Annotated in this window: 11 protein-coding genes, 1 pseudogene and 1 CRISPR repeat array; of the genes and pseudogenes, 5 read left to right on the top strand and 7 right to left on the bottom strand. The window is 62.9% G+C overall.

What is annotated here, in order from left to right; translation table 11 throughout:
• Positions 1–73 precede the first annotated feature (73 nt).
• The gene (locus ACN8ZM_RS40105) at positions 74–1765 is read left to right on the top strand and encodes a site-specific integrase (protein WP_007180429.1); all 1692 of its coding nucleotides are present in this window, start codon (positions 74–76) and stop codon (positions 1763–1765) included.
• 80 nt (positions 1766–1845) lie between these two features.
• On the opposite strand, the pseudogene ACN8ZM_RS40100 reads toward ACN8ZM_RS40105, so the two are convergent.
• The 3 genes and pseudogenes from ACN8ZM_RS40100 to imuA form a co-directional block, all read right to left on the bottom strand.
• Positions 1846–2982, bottom strand: a pseudogene (locus ACN8ZM_RS40100) (PHP domain-containing protein); the annotation flags it as partial.
• A gap of 6 nt (positions 2983–2988) precedes the next feature.
• A complete protein-coding gene (locus ACN8ZM_RS40095; RefSeq protein ID WP_420213424.1) occupies positions 2989–4467 on the bottom strand; it encodes a Y-family DNA polymerase in 1479 nt (492 codons plus the stop codon).
• Positions 4388–5104: a translesion DNA synthesis-associated protein ImuA gene (gene imuA / locus ACN8ZM_RS40090; RefSeq protein ID WP_420213510.1), complete on the bottom strand. Its 717-nt coding sequence runs from the start codon at positions 5102–5104 to the stop codon at positions 4388–4390. Before imuA ends, ACN8ZM_RS40095 begins: the two co-directional genes overlap by 80 nt.
• A 194-nt stretch (positions 5105–5298) precedes the next feature.
• On the opposite strand from imuA, the gene ACN8ZM_RS40085 reads away from it, so the two are divergent.
• The 3 genes from ACN8ZM_RS40085 to ACN8ZM_RS40075 all read left to right on the top strand — a co-directional run bounded on the left by ACN8ZM_RS40085 (position 5299) and on the right by ACN8ZM_RS40075 (position 7944).
• Positions 5299–6051: an SOS response-associated peptidase family protein gene (locus ACN8ZM_RS40085; RefSeq protein ID WP_420213423.1), complete on the top strand. Its 753-nt coding sequence runs from the start codon at positions 5299–5301 to the stop codon at positions 6049–6051.
• A gap of 214 nt (positions 6052–6265) precedes the next feature.
• Positions 6266–6901, top strand: a complete 636-nt coding sequence (locus tag ACN8ZM_RS40080; RefSeq protein ID WP_420213422.1) for a GIY-YIG nuclease family protein — start codon at positions 6266–6268, stop codon at positions 6899–6901.
• 722 nt (positions 6902–7623) lie between these two features.
• Positions 7624–7944, top strand: a complete 321-nt coding sequence (locus ACN8ZM_RS40075) for an H-NS histone family protein (RefSeq protein ID WP_420213421.1) — start codon at positions 7624–7626, stop codon at positions 7942–7944.
• Positions 7945–8181: 237 nt separating this feature from the next.
• Positions 8182–8577: direct repeats of the CRISPR family, unit length 29 nt; unit sequence CCTTCAACCCCCGCTCGCGCGGGGCACAC.
• Positions 8578–9442: 865 nt separating this feature from the next.
• Here the strand turns inward: ACN8ZM_RS40075 and csf3 are convergent.
• Genes csf3 through csf5 form a run of 4 tightly spaced genes read right to left on the bottom strand, consistent with a single transcriptional unit; the run spans position 9443 to position 12806 of the window.
• Positions 9443–10150, bottom strand: a complete 708-nt coding sequence (csf3, locus tag ACN8ZM_RS40070; RefSeq protein ID WP_420213420.1) for a type IV CRISPR-associated protein Csf3 — start codon at positions 10148–10150, stop codon at positions 9443–9445.
• Between the two features lies 1 nt (position 10151).
• Positions 10152–11264, bottom strand: coding sequence for a type IV CRISPR-associated protein Csf2 (gene csf2, locus ACN8ZM_RS40065; RefSeq protein ID WP_420213419.1), 1113 nt, complete (start codon positions 11262–11264; stop codon positions 10152–10154).
• A 37-nt stretch (positions 11265–11301) separates the two neighbouring features.
• Positions 11302–12066 (bottom strand): type IV CRISPR-associated protein Csf1, encoded by a 765-nt coding sequence (gene csf1 / locus ACN8ZM_RS40060; RefSeq protein WP_420213418.1) that lies wholly within the window; start codon positions 12064–12066, stop codon positions 11302–11304.
• Positions 12063–12806 (bottom strand): type IV CRISPR-associated endonuclease Csf5, encoded by a 744-nt coding sequence (csf5, locus tag ACN8ZM_RS40055; RefSeq protein WP_420213417.1) that lies wholly within the window; start codon positions 12804–12806, stop codon positions 12063–12065. The genes csf1 and csf5 overlap by 4 nt, the downstream gene beginning before the upstream one ends.
• Positions 12807–13023: 217 nt before the next feature.
• On the opposite strand from csf5, the gene csf4 reads away from it, so the two are divergent.
• The gene (gene csf4, locus ACN8ZM_RS40050; protein WP_420213416.1) at positions 13024–15534 is read left to right on the top strand and encodes a type IV CRISPR-associated DEAD/DEAH-box helicase Csf4; all 2511 of its coding nucleotides are present in this window, start codon (positions 13024–13026) and stop codon (positions 15532–15534) included.
• Positions 15535–15634 lie beyond the last annotated feature (100 nt).

The raw sequence follows: 15634 nt of genomic DNA, 5'->3' as shown, positions 1-15634 counted from the left end.
ATTGAACTCCCGCATTCTACAGAGATAAGCTTTATTATCTCTGTGGCATTGTTTCCATATTAAACTCGATGACATGAAAACGCGCCCCACGAGCCCGTCCGCCGCCGACATCCCGACCGACTTTCCTGATGCTGATGCACTGGCAGCGCTGCGTGCCTGGTACGAGGGCGCATCCTCGCGTGAGGCGGCACACCGGTACATGCAAGATCGGCTCAGCCACAGCCAGTCAGCCCGCGGCGTCATCGGCCAGATCCGCCGGCAACTGGCACTTTATGCCCGTAACCGACAGCGGGCAGATCTGGCCACGCTGTTCGAATGCCCGGCCCAAAAGCGTATGCATCATGCGCGCGCCACCACGCAGGCTGTCGAGCTACTGCGCATCATGCCTGCGCCAGCTCCGCAGATCGGCGACGACATTGCGCACTGGCTGCCGAATCGCGCTGCCCGCACCCTGCACGCGGCCGGCATCCGGACCCTGGCCGATCTCACGGTACGGATTCCGCGTCGCCGGCAGTGGTGGACCGTCATTCCGGGTCTCGGGCCGGCCAGTGCAAGAAGGATCGAGGCCTTCTTTGCCGCGTACCCGGCGCTCACGGAGCGGGCCCGCGCACTGATCATCGCGGATCGGCAGTCAGTCGTGACGCCTTGGGAGCAACTACGGCTACCGCACGAGATCGACGGATCCGCCGGCGCCTTCCGCGCACCGGTGTCGGCCTGCATCCTCGGCGTCGACAACGATTACGACGCTATCCAGGCATGGCTCGCGTTGCACGAATCCCCGGCCACGCAGCGGGCCTACCGCAAGGAAGCCGAACGGCTGATTCTCTGGGGCATCGTTGCTCGCGGCAAGGCGCTGTCTTCGCTGACCACCCGGGATGCCACCGACTACAGGGCGTTTCTGCGCAGACCTACACCGCGAGAACGCTGGGTCGGGCCACCGCGGCCGCGCACATCAACGGACTGGCGCCCGTTTGTCGACAACCTCTCGGCCCGTTCGATTGCGCATGCGCTTGCCGTGCTCAGCGCCATGTTCCGCTGGCTGGTCGAGCAGCGCTACGTCGTGGCCAACCCATTCTCCGGCATCAAGGTACGCGGCAGCAAGCGCGCCATGGCTCTTGAAACCTCGCACGCTTTCACCGAAGGAGAATGGATGCTGACGCGCACCATCGCCAACGGGCTCGAGTGGTCGTACGGCTGGCAGGCGCCCGCTGCGCAACGGTTGCGGTTCATGCTGGATTTCGGCTACGCAACGGGACTGCGGATCAGCGAACTGGCTGACGCCACACTGCGCAGCATCGAAGTCGACGCAGCCGGTGATCACTGGCTGCACGTGGTCGGCAAGGGCGGCAAGCCAGCCCGCGTTACCCTGACACCCCTAGCGCGCACAGCGCTGGACCGATATCTGCAGGAGCGGGGGCTTCCTGTCAGCCGTGCTCACTGGAATCCGACCACGTCCCTGATTGGCAGCCTTGACGACGCCGATGCCGGCATCAAGCCCTTGCGGCTGTGGGAAGTCATGCGCCGGTTTTTTCGGCTCGTCGCGCAGATTATCAAGAACGACCATCCGGTGCTGGCTGAAAAGCTGCATCGGGCCTCTCCGCACTGGATGCGGCACACCCATGCGACCCACGCGATCGCCAGAGGGGTTGAGCTGAGCGCCGTACGAGATAACCTGCGTCACGCGTCGATTTCGACCACGTCGATTTACTTGCATACCGACGATGTAAAGCGGGCACGGCAGTTCGGGCAGGCATTTACCGACTGAGTTACTCGCTCGGCACGTCAGGCAACAAACCGATTGACGTTCACAATGTGGAATGACGGAATTTTCTGGGGTTCCGGCGTAGAACCCCGGGACGGGTCTACCTCGGTCACACCCAGGCAATAGCACACCGCCGAGTTCGCGGCCGAGCCGCGCCCCTGGCACAAAATTCCCTGTCCGCGGGCGAATTGCACAATGTCGTAGACGGTCAGGAAGTACGGCTCATAGTGCAGCTCCGCAATCAACCGCAGCTCGTGCTCGATCTGCGCCTGAACGTCGACCGGGATGCCGCCGGGGAAGCGCCGTCGCGCGCCGATGTAGGTCTGATCGCGCAGGTACGTCGCCGGGTCGGTGCCGGCCGGTACCAGTTCATCCGGATACTCGTACTTCAGATCGTCGAGCGAGAACGTGCAGCGCCGCGCGACGCGTACGGTTTCCTCGAGCGCGCCGGCGGGATAGAGGTTAGCGAGCCGCAGACGCGATCGCAGGTGACGCTCCGCGTTCGGCGCGAGCTCGTACCCGCACTCCGATACCGGCCGGCCGACCCGGATCCCCGTCAGCACGTCCTGCAGCGGTTTGCGCGATCGCACGTGCATGAGCGGCCAGCTGGTGGCCACTACCGGCACGCCGTGGCGCGCGGCGACGCGTTCGACCACGCCGCGGTGGATGTCATCCATCGCGCGTGCGTGCAGCGTCAGCGCAACCCATGCGCGATCGCCGAACACGCGCGCGAACCATTCGACCTGCGCGTCGAGGCGCTGCTCGTTGGCTGGGAAGTCGGGCGACAGTATCGCGATGCAGTAGGGCAGGCCGCGCAGGTGCGTGTACGGCGCTTCCGGGTGTTCGAGATCGAGTGGTGCCAGCCGGTACGTGCCTTTCTTGCCCCGCATGCGACCGAGCGAAATGAATTCGCAGAGGTTGCCGTAACCGTCGCGATTCATCGCCAGCGCGGTGAAGGCGAGCGCGGGCGAGCCGTCGGCGGCCGTCAGCCGGAAGTGCGAGCCGACGATCAGCGGCATGTTCGCCGCCTTCGCTTCGACGTGCGCGCGCACGACGCCGGCGAGCGAGCACTCGTCGGTGATCGCGATCGCGCTGTAGCCGAGCTGCGCCGCGCGCGCGACGTATTCCTCCGCGCGCGACGCGCCGTGCAGAAACGAAAAATCGGAGGCGACCTGCAGTTCCGCGTACGCGGGCAGGGCGCCGAAACTGCCGGCGTCCATGACGGATCAGCCGAATAGGCCGTGCAGGAAGAAGCGCGCTTCGCTCTCGTCGCTGGCCGTCGGCCGCTCCTTGTATATCCAGTAGCAGACGCCGTGGTCGTCCTCGGCGACGAAGTAGTCGCGCGTCACGGTCAGCCCGTCCTGCCAGCCGCCTTCGATGCGCTCGCCGGGCGACACCATGCGCAGCGGCGTGCCGTAGAACGGCCGATGCTGGCGCGTAAGCAGCGGCACAGGCTTCGCAAGCAGCCACGCCGGGCGCGGCAGATCCGCCGGTAGCGGCGACGGCTTCGGCGCGTCGCGCATCGGCACCCATCGGGCGGCCGGCTCCGGACGGTAGTCGGCCATGGGAGCCGGGACGAGCACGTTCTCGGCGCCGAGTCGCGCAGTCAGCAGTTCGAGCAGCCGCGCGTGATCCTGCGGCGTGCCGCCGGGCTCCGGGAACAGCGAGTCGCTCGGCGCGGCCGCTTCCTGCACGCTACGGGCGACCAGGCGCATCGCAATCACGGGCCCGGCGAGCTCGACGTGGCCGAGCCGTTCCTTGACGAGCCGCGTGAGGTGCTCCTCGAAGCGGGTAGGGGCGCCCAACGCGATCTCGATCTCGGTCGGCGCGATCGCGTCCCGCCCGCGCTCGTGCTCGAGCAGCAGCGCGAACGCGGCGACGTCCAGCTGCTTCGCGGTAAGCCAGCCGGTCAGCTGCAGGATCAGCCGGCGCGCGACGAACAGCAGCGCCTCGGCATGTTCGACGCGATCCATCAGTTCAACGCGCGTGTCGAACGACGGCGGCATTTCGAGCCAGTCGTAGGCGGCCGGCGCGGTGCCGGCGACTTGGTCGAGCCAGTCGAGCAGCTGCGTGCCGCACCGCTTCTTCAGGCCGGCGCGCGGCAGGCGCTGCAGATCGGCGAGCGTTGCGCAGCCGAGCTCGTCGAACCACGTTGCATAGCGTCGGGCATCGGGAGCGACGGCGAGAGACACGCGCGCGAGCGCGCGGCGCAACGACCGGGCGGACAGGGCGAGGCCGCCGCGCAGGCCGCGGGCCACCACCCATGCGGCCGGGCCCGTCGACGCGACGGATACAACCGCGGTAACGCCGAACGATACAACGACGTCGCGCACGCGCTGGCGCAATGCGCGGATGCCGTGGAACAGGCGCAGGCTGGCCGTCACGTCGAGCAACACCACGGCTTCGTCGGCGTCGACGACGCTCGGCGTGAACTGCAGGAGCGCATAGGCGACGCCGAGCACGAGCTCGCGCTCGCGCGTGATGTCGCGCTCACGGATCTGCGCGTCCGGCGCGAGCGACAGCACGCCACCGCGGCGCATGCCGGCGACCACGCCGAGCGCACGCGCGGCGCGATCGAGCGCCACGACCCGGCCGCCCTCGAGCACGACGAGCCCGCGCGCATCGTCAAGCGACGGCGCCGGCGATCGCGGCCGGAACACTTCGAGGTTGAGGTGCGGCAGATGCACGCCGATCCAGACTTGCATGGCGGTTCAACAAAATCGGCGAGGGGGACAAGGGGACGAACAGCGGCGTATCGCGTGCCGGCCCGCGGCGCTTCAGGAATGTGACGTCGATGCCGTCGCGCTTCGGCGCCAGCGCGAGCCGCAACGGCGCCGGTGACGCGTCGCGCGCAGCGGCCGCCGGCCGGAACAGGAAGAACAGCGCCGAGCCGCTCTGCGCGGCCAGATTGAGCCGCCGCAACGCGTCCGTGCGCACATGCGACTGCCAGAGCAGGACGGCGGCACACGTGCCGGCGCGCAGCGCTTGCTCGGCCGCCCATAGCGCGTCAGCCGTGCGCGGCGCCGGCAACGACACGAACCCGGATGCTTCGACGCCCCAATATGCGAGCGCCAGTGGCTGCAGCGCGTGCGGCGGCTGGATCAGCACGACCGGCCGACGGGCCGAGCGCGCGAGCACAGGCGCCAACAGCCGAAGCTCGCCGATACCAGGCTGCTGTGCGAGCAGTTCGACCAGCGCGCCGGCCGGCCAGCCGCCGCCGGGCAGTTCGGCCGACAACGCCGGATGACCGGTATCGACGCCGCGCGTGCCCGATCGAGGCAACTGCGATGCCTTCCAGAGACTCGGATGTATCGCTTCCGGATGCGCGAGGGCTGGGTTCATGGGGTCGCTCACAAAATACTGTATAAACATACAGTGATAGTGTAGCGCGAATTTTGGGATGCGAGGAAGCGCGTCGACGATCGCAGCCACGTTATCGGCGTCACCTGGCCGGCAAGGACGGTTGAATCCCGCCGCAGGTGGCATTGCTGAGCACGCGGCGTATCATCAACAGGGAACGCAGAAAAGGGGCTCGAATGTGCACGAATTACGTTGCGACGCAGCGCAGCCGGTACGCGGCTCACTTCGCGATCGATCCACCGGCTGCTGATTGGCCGCCAGAGATCTTTCGCGACTACGCGGCCCCCTTCGTCCGGCGCTCGGCTGACGGCGGCCGCGAGTCGCTGATGGGGACATTCGGCATACGGCCGCGATCGAAGATCAAGGGCCACGATTTCGACACGATGAACGCGCGTAGTGAGACGGTCGGCGAGAAGGTGAATTTCAAGGATTCGTGGTTGAACTGCCGCTTGGCGCTGTTGCCAGCCGACGTCGTGTTCGAGCCGCGCTATCCGGCGCTACCGGATCTCGACGTGCCCAATCGGCCGGACGTCATCAATGCTGTCCTGAAACAAAAGTCGGAGCGCTGGGGCATTCGCGTGGCGAACGACGAACCGTTTGCGGTCGCCGGCATATGGCGCGGCTGGCCGGAGCCGGACGGGGGCGAAACATTCGGCCTGTCCATGTTGACGGTCAATGCTGACGATCACCCGGTGCTGCGCCAGTTTCACCGGCACCTGAATGACGATGGCACGTTCAAAGAAAAGCGTGGCGTTGTGATCCTGCGTCCGGATCAATATGACGACTGGCTGAACTGCGAGGACCCGGAAGTCGCGCGAACGTTTCTGTCGCTGCTACCGCCCGACGAATATGCGGTTGCAGTTGCACCGCGGGCGTCGAAACGCAAAACGTCGATCGAGGGGACACCGAGCAATGGCTCGCTCTTTTGACGGTGCTTCATACAGGATCTTGACGCCGCCGATGACCAAGCGTGCAGGCAACTGGACGTATGGTTGAGCGGGCTCGTCATGCCTTTGATTCAGATAGCGTTCCCACCAGATCCAGCTTTCTTACCGGCTCGCGATTTCCCTCTGGATATCTGACCGGGGAGAAGACCGCGCAGAAAGCCGCTTGATCTAAGGAAGACTTCAGAGGACAGAGACATTGAAATTGCCAGATGCAGTATTCGACATCGTCTCGATGTCGTTCGATAGCATGACACCTCAACAGATCCGCGACCAGGTCAAATCGAAATACCCTCAGTTCTATGGTATTGAATCGGCCCAGCGCGCTGTCGCCGCCGGACATTCGAAGGATCTAGATCATTCCCTGCTTCAATCCGTTTACACTACCGTCAAAAACGATGATCGTTACGCAATCGATCGCTCGACAAAGCCGTACAGAGTCTCGGTTCAATCAAGTGATGCGATCGACGAAGCCCTAGATTTGGATGCAGGAGAGGATCCCGAGAAGACGACCGGAATTGTCTATGTCTTGGGAACAGGGGTATATACAAAAAGCGGGAAGCGCATCGTCAAAATCGGCTACACGACTCAGGATCTTCCCACCCGTATTCGGCAACTCTATACGACCGCAGCCATGTTCAAGTTCGAAGAGATCGCATCATACGAAGTCGAGTGCTACGATCTCCTCGAGCACGCGCTTCATAAGCTCCTGGCTCCGTTCCGGCTTAACAATGCGCGCGAATTTTTCGCCGAAGACGCGATCCCGTTCGTAGTCGAGGTTGTCGAGCTCCATCGCAGAATTCAAGCCGCGCCTGGCGCATGGGGTGCTACCTAGGGAAACGAAGATGACAAAAATTAAGCCTAGCAGAGAGCAGCGCATTTCACGCATCACCCTTGACTTAGAGACGCTTCGCGGCAAGATTGCGCGAGGTAACCCCGTCACTCACAAGAAGTCAATCGAGCGGTGGGGAACCCAATGCATCTCGTTGGAGCAGGCGATTCTCAGAATTCGTAACCCAAAAGCTGCAAAGAAAGCCCGCGACAATCAACTCATTGCTCAAATCCAGCAAGAACACGGAAGGCCGATTCGAGTTGAGTTTGTTGGGACGAGACCGAAAGCTCGGTCGGTTTGGAATTCCGCACAAGCAGGCGGGCCAGGCACTGGCAAGCGTCGCTAGCCAGCGTACACATTATGAAACAGTACAGCATCGAAGTTTCGGCCAAGAGAGATACCGTTTGGGTCACAGCGCACGACGGTTCATGCGTGGGCCGATTCAGCAAGCGTTTCGGGATCGACGTGCATCGAACCACAGAAGAAATGATGGCCGGCGCCTCTCAGTGCCTGTTTTGCACACACGAACCCGCGGGCGAAGCAGAGTGGACCGAGTTTCGCGATGCGATTCGTCACTACCACGGGATCGACGTTCCACCCAGTACGATTACGTTCTGATGGCAGCGATTATGACGCCCGCCAATAGCGTTTCACTAGAACACGGCGCATGCGCGCCCCGTACGTCGGCCGGTCGCCGGCGGTTAAAAACAACAGGAAATTGAGTGATGGCAACCACAAAGCGTACCTATTCCGAAGTGAAGGCAGAGATTGACGCGTTGGCCGTCGAAGCCGAGGCGCTGCGAGCAGCGGAAATCGAAGTGATCCTCGCCGACATCCGTGCCAAGGTGGCCGAGTACGGGCTTACCGCACAGGACGTCTTCGGTCGGAAGCGTGGACCGCGGGCAACGACCACCCCGGGGGCGAAGTCTCCGAGCACTCCGAAATATCGCGACCCGAAGACCGGTGCAACGTGGTCTGGAAAAGGGCGTGCACCAGCATGGATCACTAAAGCCAAGAATCGCGATCGCTTCTTGATCACCGAGTAACTGCAATACGGGTTCACCACGTCGCGGCACAAATCGCGGAGACAACGAATTCCGAGCCTGCTCCTGGCGCTCCGTCTAAGAATCCATCACACAAGCCCACATCCCCAGCGGGACCGGCCAGCGGCGCAAAAAGTCCCTCCACTCGAGCGAGGAGCACCGCGCCGATGGCCGCCTCCAAAACCCAGTCGTCCCTCACCCGGCACACGGCAGGGTTGCGGCCTCTGTCGTCCAACCCACCCTTCAACCCCCGCTCGCGCAGGGCACACATAGGCGCCACCAAGAAGCCGGACGCGGACAACCTTCAACCCCCGCTCGCGCGGGGCACACAGGATCGTTGCCAGCAACTGCGCGCTGGCCTACCGTCAACCCGCGCTCGCGCGGGGCACACCGCAGCCTGCTCGGCAAGTGGTGCAAGGCCTACCTTCAACCCCCGCTCACGCGGGGCACACCAGTGGGTCGTCTCGCAGGGCTTCGACGCGCAGCCTTCAACCCCCGCTCACGCGGGGCACACCAAAGCCCCACTGGTCCGCTTGCGCAACTGTCCCATCAACCCCCGCTCACGCGAGGCACACGCCTTGAAAGCAATCGGAAAACTCACAATCAACCATCAACCCCCGCTCACGCGGGGCACACCTGTTTCCTTGCTGTCACGCCATTCCACTTTTCCTTCAACCCCCGCGCTGCGGGGCACACCTGTAGCAGGAATGCGTGTGGCTCATCCGGATCCTTCAACCCCAGCGCATGCGGGGCACACCGAGTCACCTCAACTCCGCTCGCCTGCGCCATCCCTCAACCCCCGCGCTCGCAGGGCAAACGTGTTTCACACGGCTCTGCCGCTCAAATACACCCTTCAACCCACGCGCTTGCAGGGCACACCATGATGGGCATCCTTCCGGAGAGTCAGTCCTCCTTCAACCCCCGCGCTCGCGGGGCACACGGTTGCGGCGCGCGCCCCTCCCTCACCAGCTTTCCTTCAACCCCCGCTCGCGCGGGGCACACGGTTGCATACTCCCACGATTGGCATGCGCTCTCCTTCAACCCCCGCTCGCGCGGGGCACACGACTGCCCTCGAATATCCGGAGGATCGTCTCCCCTTCAACCCCCGCTCGCGCGGGGCACACTATGCCGGTCCGATCCGCCTGATCGTGCACATCCTTCAACCCCGCTCGCACGGGGCACACGGCAAGGTTGCGGCCTCTGTCGTCCAACCCACCCTTCAACCCCCGCTCGCGCGGGGCACACCGACTTTGGCATCTGAAATGGGGCACACAACTCCTTCAACCCCCGCTCGCGCGGGGCACACTCTGCCAGAATTCAGTTGTATCTTCGACCGCTTAGAAAACTTCGAAAAATCTACCGAGAATCACCGTCTCCATCCCGCCGGCCCTCGCGACTAGCGCGTTGCCATCGCACTCGACGACATGTTGATCGAGGTAGAGCAGGGAAGTGCGGTTGGCAACCGGAATCGGAAATGCAAGCTTGTCCCTCATAGCGCCACCTATGCCAACAAATCCGGACAAACATACGCGTCCGCTCTAGTCTCGATCGCCCAATAGGGCGGCCGAGTCGCCATCCGAACAAGCTCCGCACCGTCATGCGGCCACGGCAGCACGCGACGCTTCCACCTCTCACTCGCATCCGAATCTCGCTCGATGTGAAAAGAGGCAATACGTCCATACCCCATCCGCCCCTTTCCGCCCAGATGCGTCACATAACCACTTTCAGGCGCGAGAAGATCAAGCAGCCGATCCTCGTCACCGATGCACCAGGCCTGCAGTCGCGCAACTTGGCGAACCGGGAAAAACTTGAACTGCTGTTTGAAAAGCCCACGCACCGTGTCTACCTTGTAGGCGTACGGCTTGAGAGGGAAGCGGTATCGCCCTTCGATTTGCCCGGACTCGATCCGACGCGCCATGTCGTAGGCGTCGGTTTTCCGCGTCCAGAAGCGCATCGAGTGCGGCCCTGGGTCGCCATCCGGGGTAATCGCCGACGCCTTCCAGCACCAAGCATCACCCCGTTGCTCCCGCTCGAGCGGAAGAGGGGACTGCGCGAATTCAAATAGCGTCCGATGATCGCGCGCGTCCTTCCCCAGTGCACGGAGACCTTCCTCAGTGATCGCAAATGCAATAAGCGCATCAAGATGGAGCGGATGCGCTCCGGCCACCATCGGCGTCGCGAGCGTCCATGTCAGCTTGAGCGGCACCATGTCACGCCTCCTCTTCAGCGGACTGGCGCGGTGCGAAGAAATCCATCATCCCTTCCGCGGAAAGCGTCGCCAGCGCATCTTGCGCGGCGGTCACGTACCGACCGACACTTTCCGACAGCGCCGCGTCCGCACCTGCGACATCCGTGTCGAAGATCGGGAACGACTCCCCGTCGCGATCGAGGCGCAGCCGCGCGCCGAACTGACCGAGCCCCGTTCGTACCCAACCGCCCAGACCCTGCTCACGAACCAACGCGCGAATCGACAGCAGCATCAGACCGACGTGGGCATCGGAGACATCATCGGAGAAGTCCAGCTGGAAGTACATCGGTGTGCCGGCCGCGATTGCCTGGATGGACATCATGTTGCCGACGTCAGATTTCTTCTGAACATCCTTCGCGGCGATCTCCTTGTTTTGGGCCTTCTTTTTATCGTCACCGCGCTGCACCCGCTTTTGCAGCAGGTCACCCTGGTACGCCTCCACGACAGATTGGGCACTCTCAACATACTTCTCGAGCTCGTCGGGACGCAATACTCGCATCACATCGTCGACGCGAAGCAGATGCTGAACGATCAACAGCTGGTCTCCGCGCAGCGGGGCCGATCCCGAGAAGTCCTTCGGGAGCCACGTCGTATCACTTTCTTCGCCATACTCCGCCGGAACGGCGCCGGATTCGATCGTCGAACCGATGATCGGCAGCAAATCGGCGACGCGAAAGCGCGAGCGCAGGATTCGCGTGCCTCCACCGAAGAGTCCCATATAGACGTTCTCGCGCGCCCTCAGTACCTCTTCGATCGTTACGTCATTCTCCGGCTTGCCACTCACGGCGCCACAGTTGAGGCCCGCGTACAGCTCAAGCCTGACCTTGCGCGACGCAGTAACGTGATCGAGCACGATCGATGCAGCCTTCCGACGCAGCCGGCCCCGCAAATCGTTGCCCGGGAAGTACGGGACACGTTCCATTCCACGTCGCGTCAAAATTCGTTGCTGCATGGTCGGTGTCGCCGTGTTCGCCTCGACACCCGGCATGGACGACTTCAGCGATTCGTCCGGGGTTGCGCAGTGGAGCGGGCGGGTCAATTGCAGGGTGCCGGTAATGCGGTTCGTGATCGTCATGCTATTTCTCCAGAAAGAATGCGGATAGCAACCATGGTCATTTCTGCGCGGCGGTCGCCGGCAGCTTTCGTTCGGGGCGCTGGGGATCCGACACGTACAACGTCGCCGTGAGCCCCCAGATTTCGCCGGCCGTCAGCGAGTGAATGAATGCGATGTCCTTCTTCACCTCGGAATCGCTCTCGGCGAGCTCGTACAAGTCCGCACGAATCGCTCCGTGTGCCGGGTCACTCAGATCCCGGGAGAGGCGAACGAAGGGGCTTTTCAGCGCGGCACCCCTGACTTTTCGATTGGTAGTCGCGGCAGCCGCGAGACGCTTGGCAGCTGCGGTTCCCTCCTCGAGGTAGCTGCGTCGCACCGTCAACAGCAGCTCGCCATACCGAACCGTGAAGACCTCTCGCGAGGTATTCACCGGCATGCGCCACACCAGGTGCTGCCGCTTTTGGTCGGACTGCATGAAGATCCACTGTCCCGCCGGCGGATTGAGCAACCAGTACGCGATATGCTCATTGCTTGCAGCCGGGAAAACACCTTCGCTGCAAATCACCGACTTCGTGTACCGCTGAGTGAAGTCCGCGCTCCATGTGACCGCACACCAGCCGCAAATCACGCGCGAGGCAGGCGCGCGAAGCGCGCCGTAATCGGTAAACGATGCGTCCGGTTCAAACGGAGCCACCGGGTCGCCGATCGCATGACCGTGACCGCACATTGCGCAGCACCCCGGCGTACGAGCTGCCGCTGACTCGATGGGACCAAGGCCGGCGGCGGTCGCCGCGAGCCGTGACGGGCTGATCATGGCGTTCATCCTGCAAACCTCCGGGGTCGTTGAAGCTCGCGTTTCAAATTGACCGCAAGACTGGCGAGATCGCGACCAACACGTCCGTATCCGCGCGATGTGAGATTGCCCACAAACCAGAACCCATCGAGCTCGAGGTGAGCAGTGAACGCAACGTCGACGAGAGTGACCCACTCGTTGGTGGGCCCGTCGACCGTTGACAGTCGCAGTCCGATGTTTCGCTTGACCTCCACCTCGATCCCAAGCTGCTCATCGGTGGGGCAGTCGATACCGTAGTACGCGGCCATGCGCTCGATCCCGGCAACCAACCGACGTCGGACGAGATCCTCTAGATCGGAACCTCTAGCAGAGGGCGAGCGACGCTTCAAAACCATTTCACGAACCCAGTATTGTCGGGGCTCGTGACAAGGTTTGAGGCTCAGCTCATGCTCCTCGACGTGAACGGGAATGTTCTGCCCCGCGAGCTGACTGGCTGCACGAACCGCGGCGCCCATCGACTCGTAAACAACACCGGCGTTCTGCTCATCAGCGAGAATGCCCAACCAGCGCTTGCCACCGACAACCCGAACGCCCGGTATACCCGGCGCCGGGGTCTTGTTCTCGGCAGAGTAGTGGAAGAGCGCTGCCGAAGCGCCTGCCTCCTTCGCCAGAAGCTCGCGGTACCGCGACACGTAGATCTGGGTGTCGGCCGGCAGACCGATCCGCAGCAACGTCTGTTTTCTCATCGAATCCTCCAGCGTGTTGTTCAATCCCACTCACCGCAATTTCGTGCGGAAACAGAGGCGAGCATAAAAACCGAATCCGTTTTGCAGAAATGATTTCTGCAATTTCCTCGACACCTCGACACTGCCGATGTCCCCGCATCGATCGCCTCTATGTCCGTCACATCATGCGAAAACGAAACTGATCGTATTGGGCAACCCGAAATTGCAGAAATGATTTTTGTCTTGACCCGGAGAAATTCTGATGAGCCTGAACATGACGCTCGCCATTCCCGATGGATGGCTTTCCGCAGCCATCCCCGAGTACCTTGGCATGCAGGACGACGAGGAGCGCGTACGAGGCGCGGTGAAGTCCCTTGTGGTCGACGCATTGGGTCGAGGACAAGAGATCTCCCAGTTGCCGGAAGAAGAGGGCGCGCGGCGTCGGATCTTTATTAGCCTCGCTGAGCCTCACGCCGGCGTGCTGCGCGCGCGCGCGAGTGAGTCCAGGCTCGGCGCCGCACCGTTTGCACGGGCCTTGATCGGCGCGGCGAGCCAGCACGAGCGGACTACAAGGACCGAATCGTGGGACGAGGGTGATCCGATCGTCGCGCTTAACCGCGCGCTGCAGGTCACTGATCCTCAGGTCACGATCCGGCCGGAGCAAATTCGGGTTGGCGGAATGATTCGAAACTGTCTGGCTGAGGGCGGGATTGGCCTGGTCGAAGCAGGGACCGGGGTAGGAAAGACCCGAGCGATCGTCGCAAGCGCGTTCGACTGGGTCTCAACGCGCGGCAAGCGCGCGGCGATCGCCGCACCGACCATCGCGCTAATCCGGCAGTTTGCAGCCGAGGCCGCGCTTCAACAACGCTGCCGCACCGATGCACCGACGGTGCGGCTCGTGTTCGGCCGCCGCGAGTTCGTCAGCGCACGTGCGCTCGAAGCGTTTCTCGCGGATGCTCACGCGCGTCGGCGAGAGATTGCAGATCTGGACGCGGTACGCGAATGGCTAGCGGCCGCCGGGAAAGTCGTGGATCACCAGGCCGGCATCGATACAAGGTGGCTAGCCGGCTCTCTCGAAAGCATCGCTCCCGGTTTCCCGGTGGACGAAGTTCGCTTGTCAGACATCAATACTCCCGATGACGCGGGGTATCGTGCGTATCGGGCGCAGTTCCTTGTATCCGATGAAGGCGATGAGAACGAGGTCGTTCTCTGCACGCATGCAATGCTTGCGCAGGACATGCGGATCCGCCTCTACGCTGCCGGCCGGGATGAAGACTTCCGCGCGATCGATCGAGAGATCCGAGAGACGGTCAAAGGCCTCCGGGACGCGAACGCAGACGCTACCGCAATCCGAGCCCAGCTCGCCGAGCTCGACGCAACTCGAGGCAGTCTGTTTGACTCGATCACCGAGGACCGAGGGCTCCTCCCAGACTACCGGGCCTTGATTGTTGATGAAGGACACCTTCTCGAGCAAACCTTCTCAAACTCGCTATCCCGATACGTATCGCTCAAAGCGTGTGCTCGACACCTTCGCGAGTACAAGCGAAGCGGCGGGAAGCTCCCGGCACAGTCGATCGAGAGGCTCGACCAACTGGTCACTGAAATCTCCGCCGTCGGCGAAGGTGTCCGAAATGACTTCGTAAACCTGTCCGGCAATGACCCTCAGATTCGACGTCTGGGCGTGCTGCTCCAGCGAGTGGCCGAATGCCTGGAAGCCCTTCCGGATCCTCGACTGATGACTGTTGCCGATCCGACTCGCGTTAGAAGCGCTCTGCACGCACAAGTGGCCGCAGCAACCATCCGAAATGCCACGGGTGCAGCTCTTTCACGGTCATTCTTGCGCTTCTCCCCCATGCGGATCTATCCGCAGCTATACGTAGGCACCGGTCCTGTCGAGCCAACTTTGCGGGCGATGTGGGGTCGACTCGATGGCGCTGCAGTCGTATCGGCAAGCCTGTATCTGAAACGTGTGAGTGGTCCGTCAGCCGGATACCAGCGGATGCTTCTGGCGATACCTGAGCAACGCGCTATCGAGTACCCTCCGGTCCACGCAGCATGGAGCGCAGCTCCTGTCGCCGGGTTGTGGACGGCGGGGGAGCTCGCGGCAGCACTTCGGCCGCCGACGCGCGCGGACCGTCTTTCCGACCACGCCTTTCAGAAGGCGGAAGAGGAATGGCTAGACAACCTCGCGCCGGTCATCGAGTCGAATCACGCTTCAGCAAAAGGGGGAACGCTGGTATTGCTGACGAGCTACAAGGCAGCCGACGGCCTCGCGAAGCGAATGTTCGCGGCGAACACGATCCTTGTCCACGCCCGCGAAGAATATCCGTTGCGCCGCCAAGTACATGACTTCTTGAAGTTGCGCAGGGCCGGTCTGCGCCCGATATGGCTCTCAGTCGGGGGAGCATGGACCGGACTCGATGTCGGTGGACACGATCCGTGGACGCGCCTCTTTGACGGCGAGGCCATTTCGGCCGACGAGGACAACGTGCTCACGGACCTCGTGATCCCACGCCTGCCATTCGGGACGAACCAATCCATCACCCATCTATGGAGGATCCAGAATCGGCCCGGAGTACCGTGGGACCTCCTCGAAGCGGCATTCCGCTTCAAGCAAGGGCTCGGGCGACTGGTCCGGCGAGCAGGTCTTCCGACCAATCGGCGGATATTCGTTCTGGATGGGCGACTCGAAGATGCATGCGCCGACTCGGCATACGCACTGTTCAGGCAGGCGATGTCGTCCTATCGGGTCAGGGCACTACCCGCCGAGTAACGACAAGAGGCCCGGGGATCGGTACGGATTCGCGCATGCGGAACCGAAGTCCCGGCGGGGCAGGTGAAGCGCTCCCCGTCGGCGACCCACACGTTGTAAT

Origin of the sequence: Burkholderia aenigmatica, from assembly GCF_048627025.1 — a bacterium.
In the GTDB taxonomy this organism is placed as follows: domain Bacteria; phylum Pseudomonadota; class Gammaproteobacteria; order Burkholderiales; family Burkholderiaceae; genus Burkholderia; species Burkholderia aenigmatica.
Note: the sequence above shows the minus strand (reverse complement) of the source record. Positions and strands in the feature narration are given on the sequence as shown.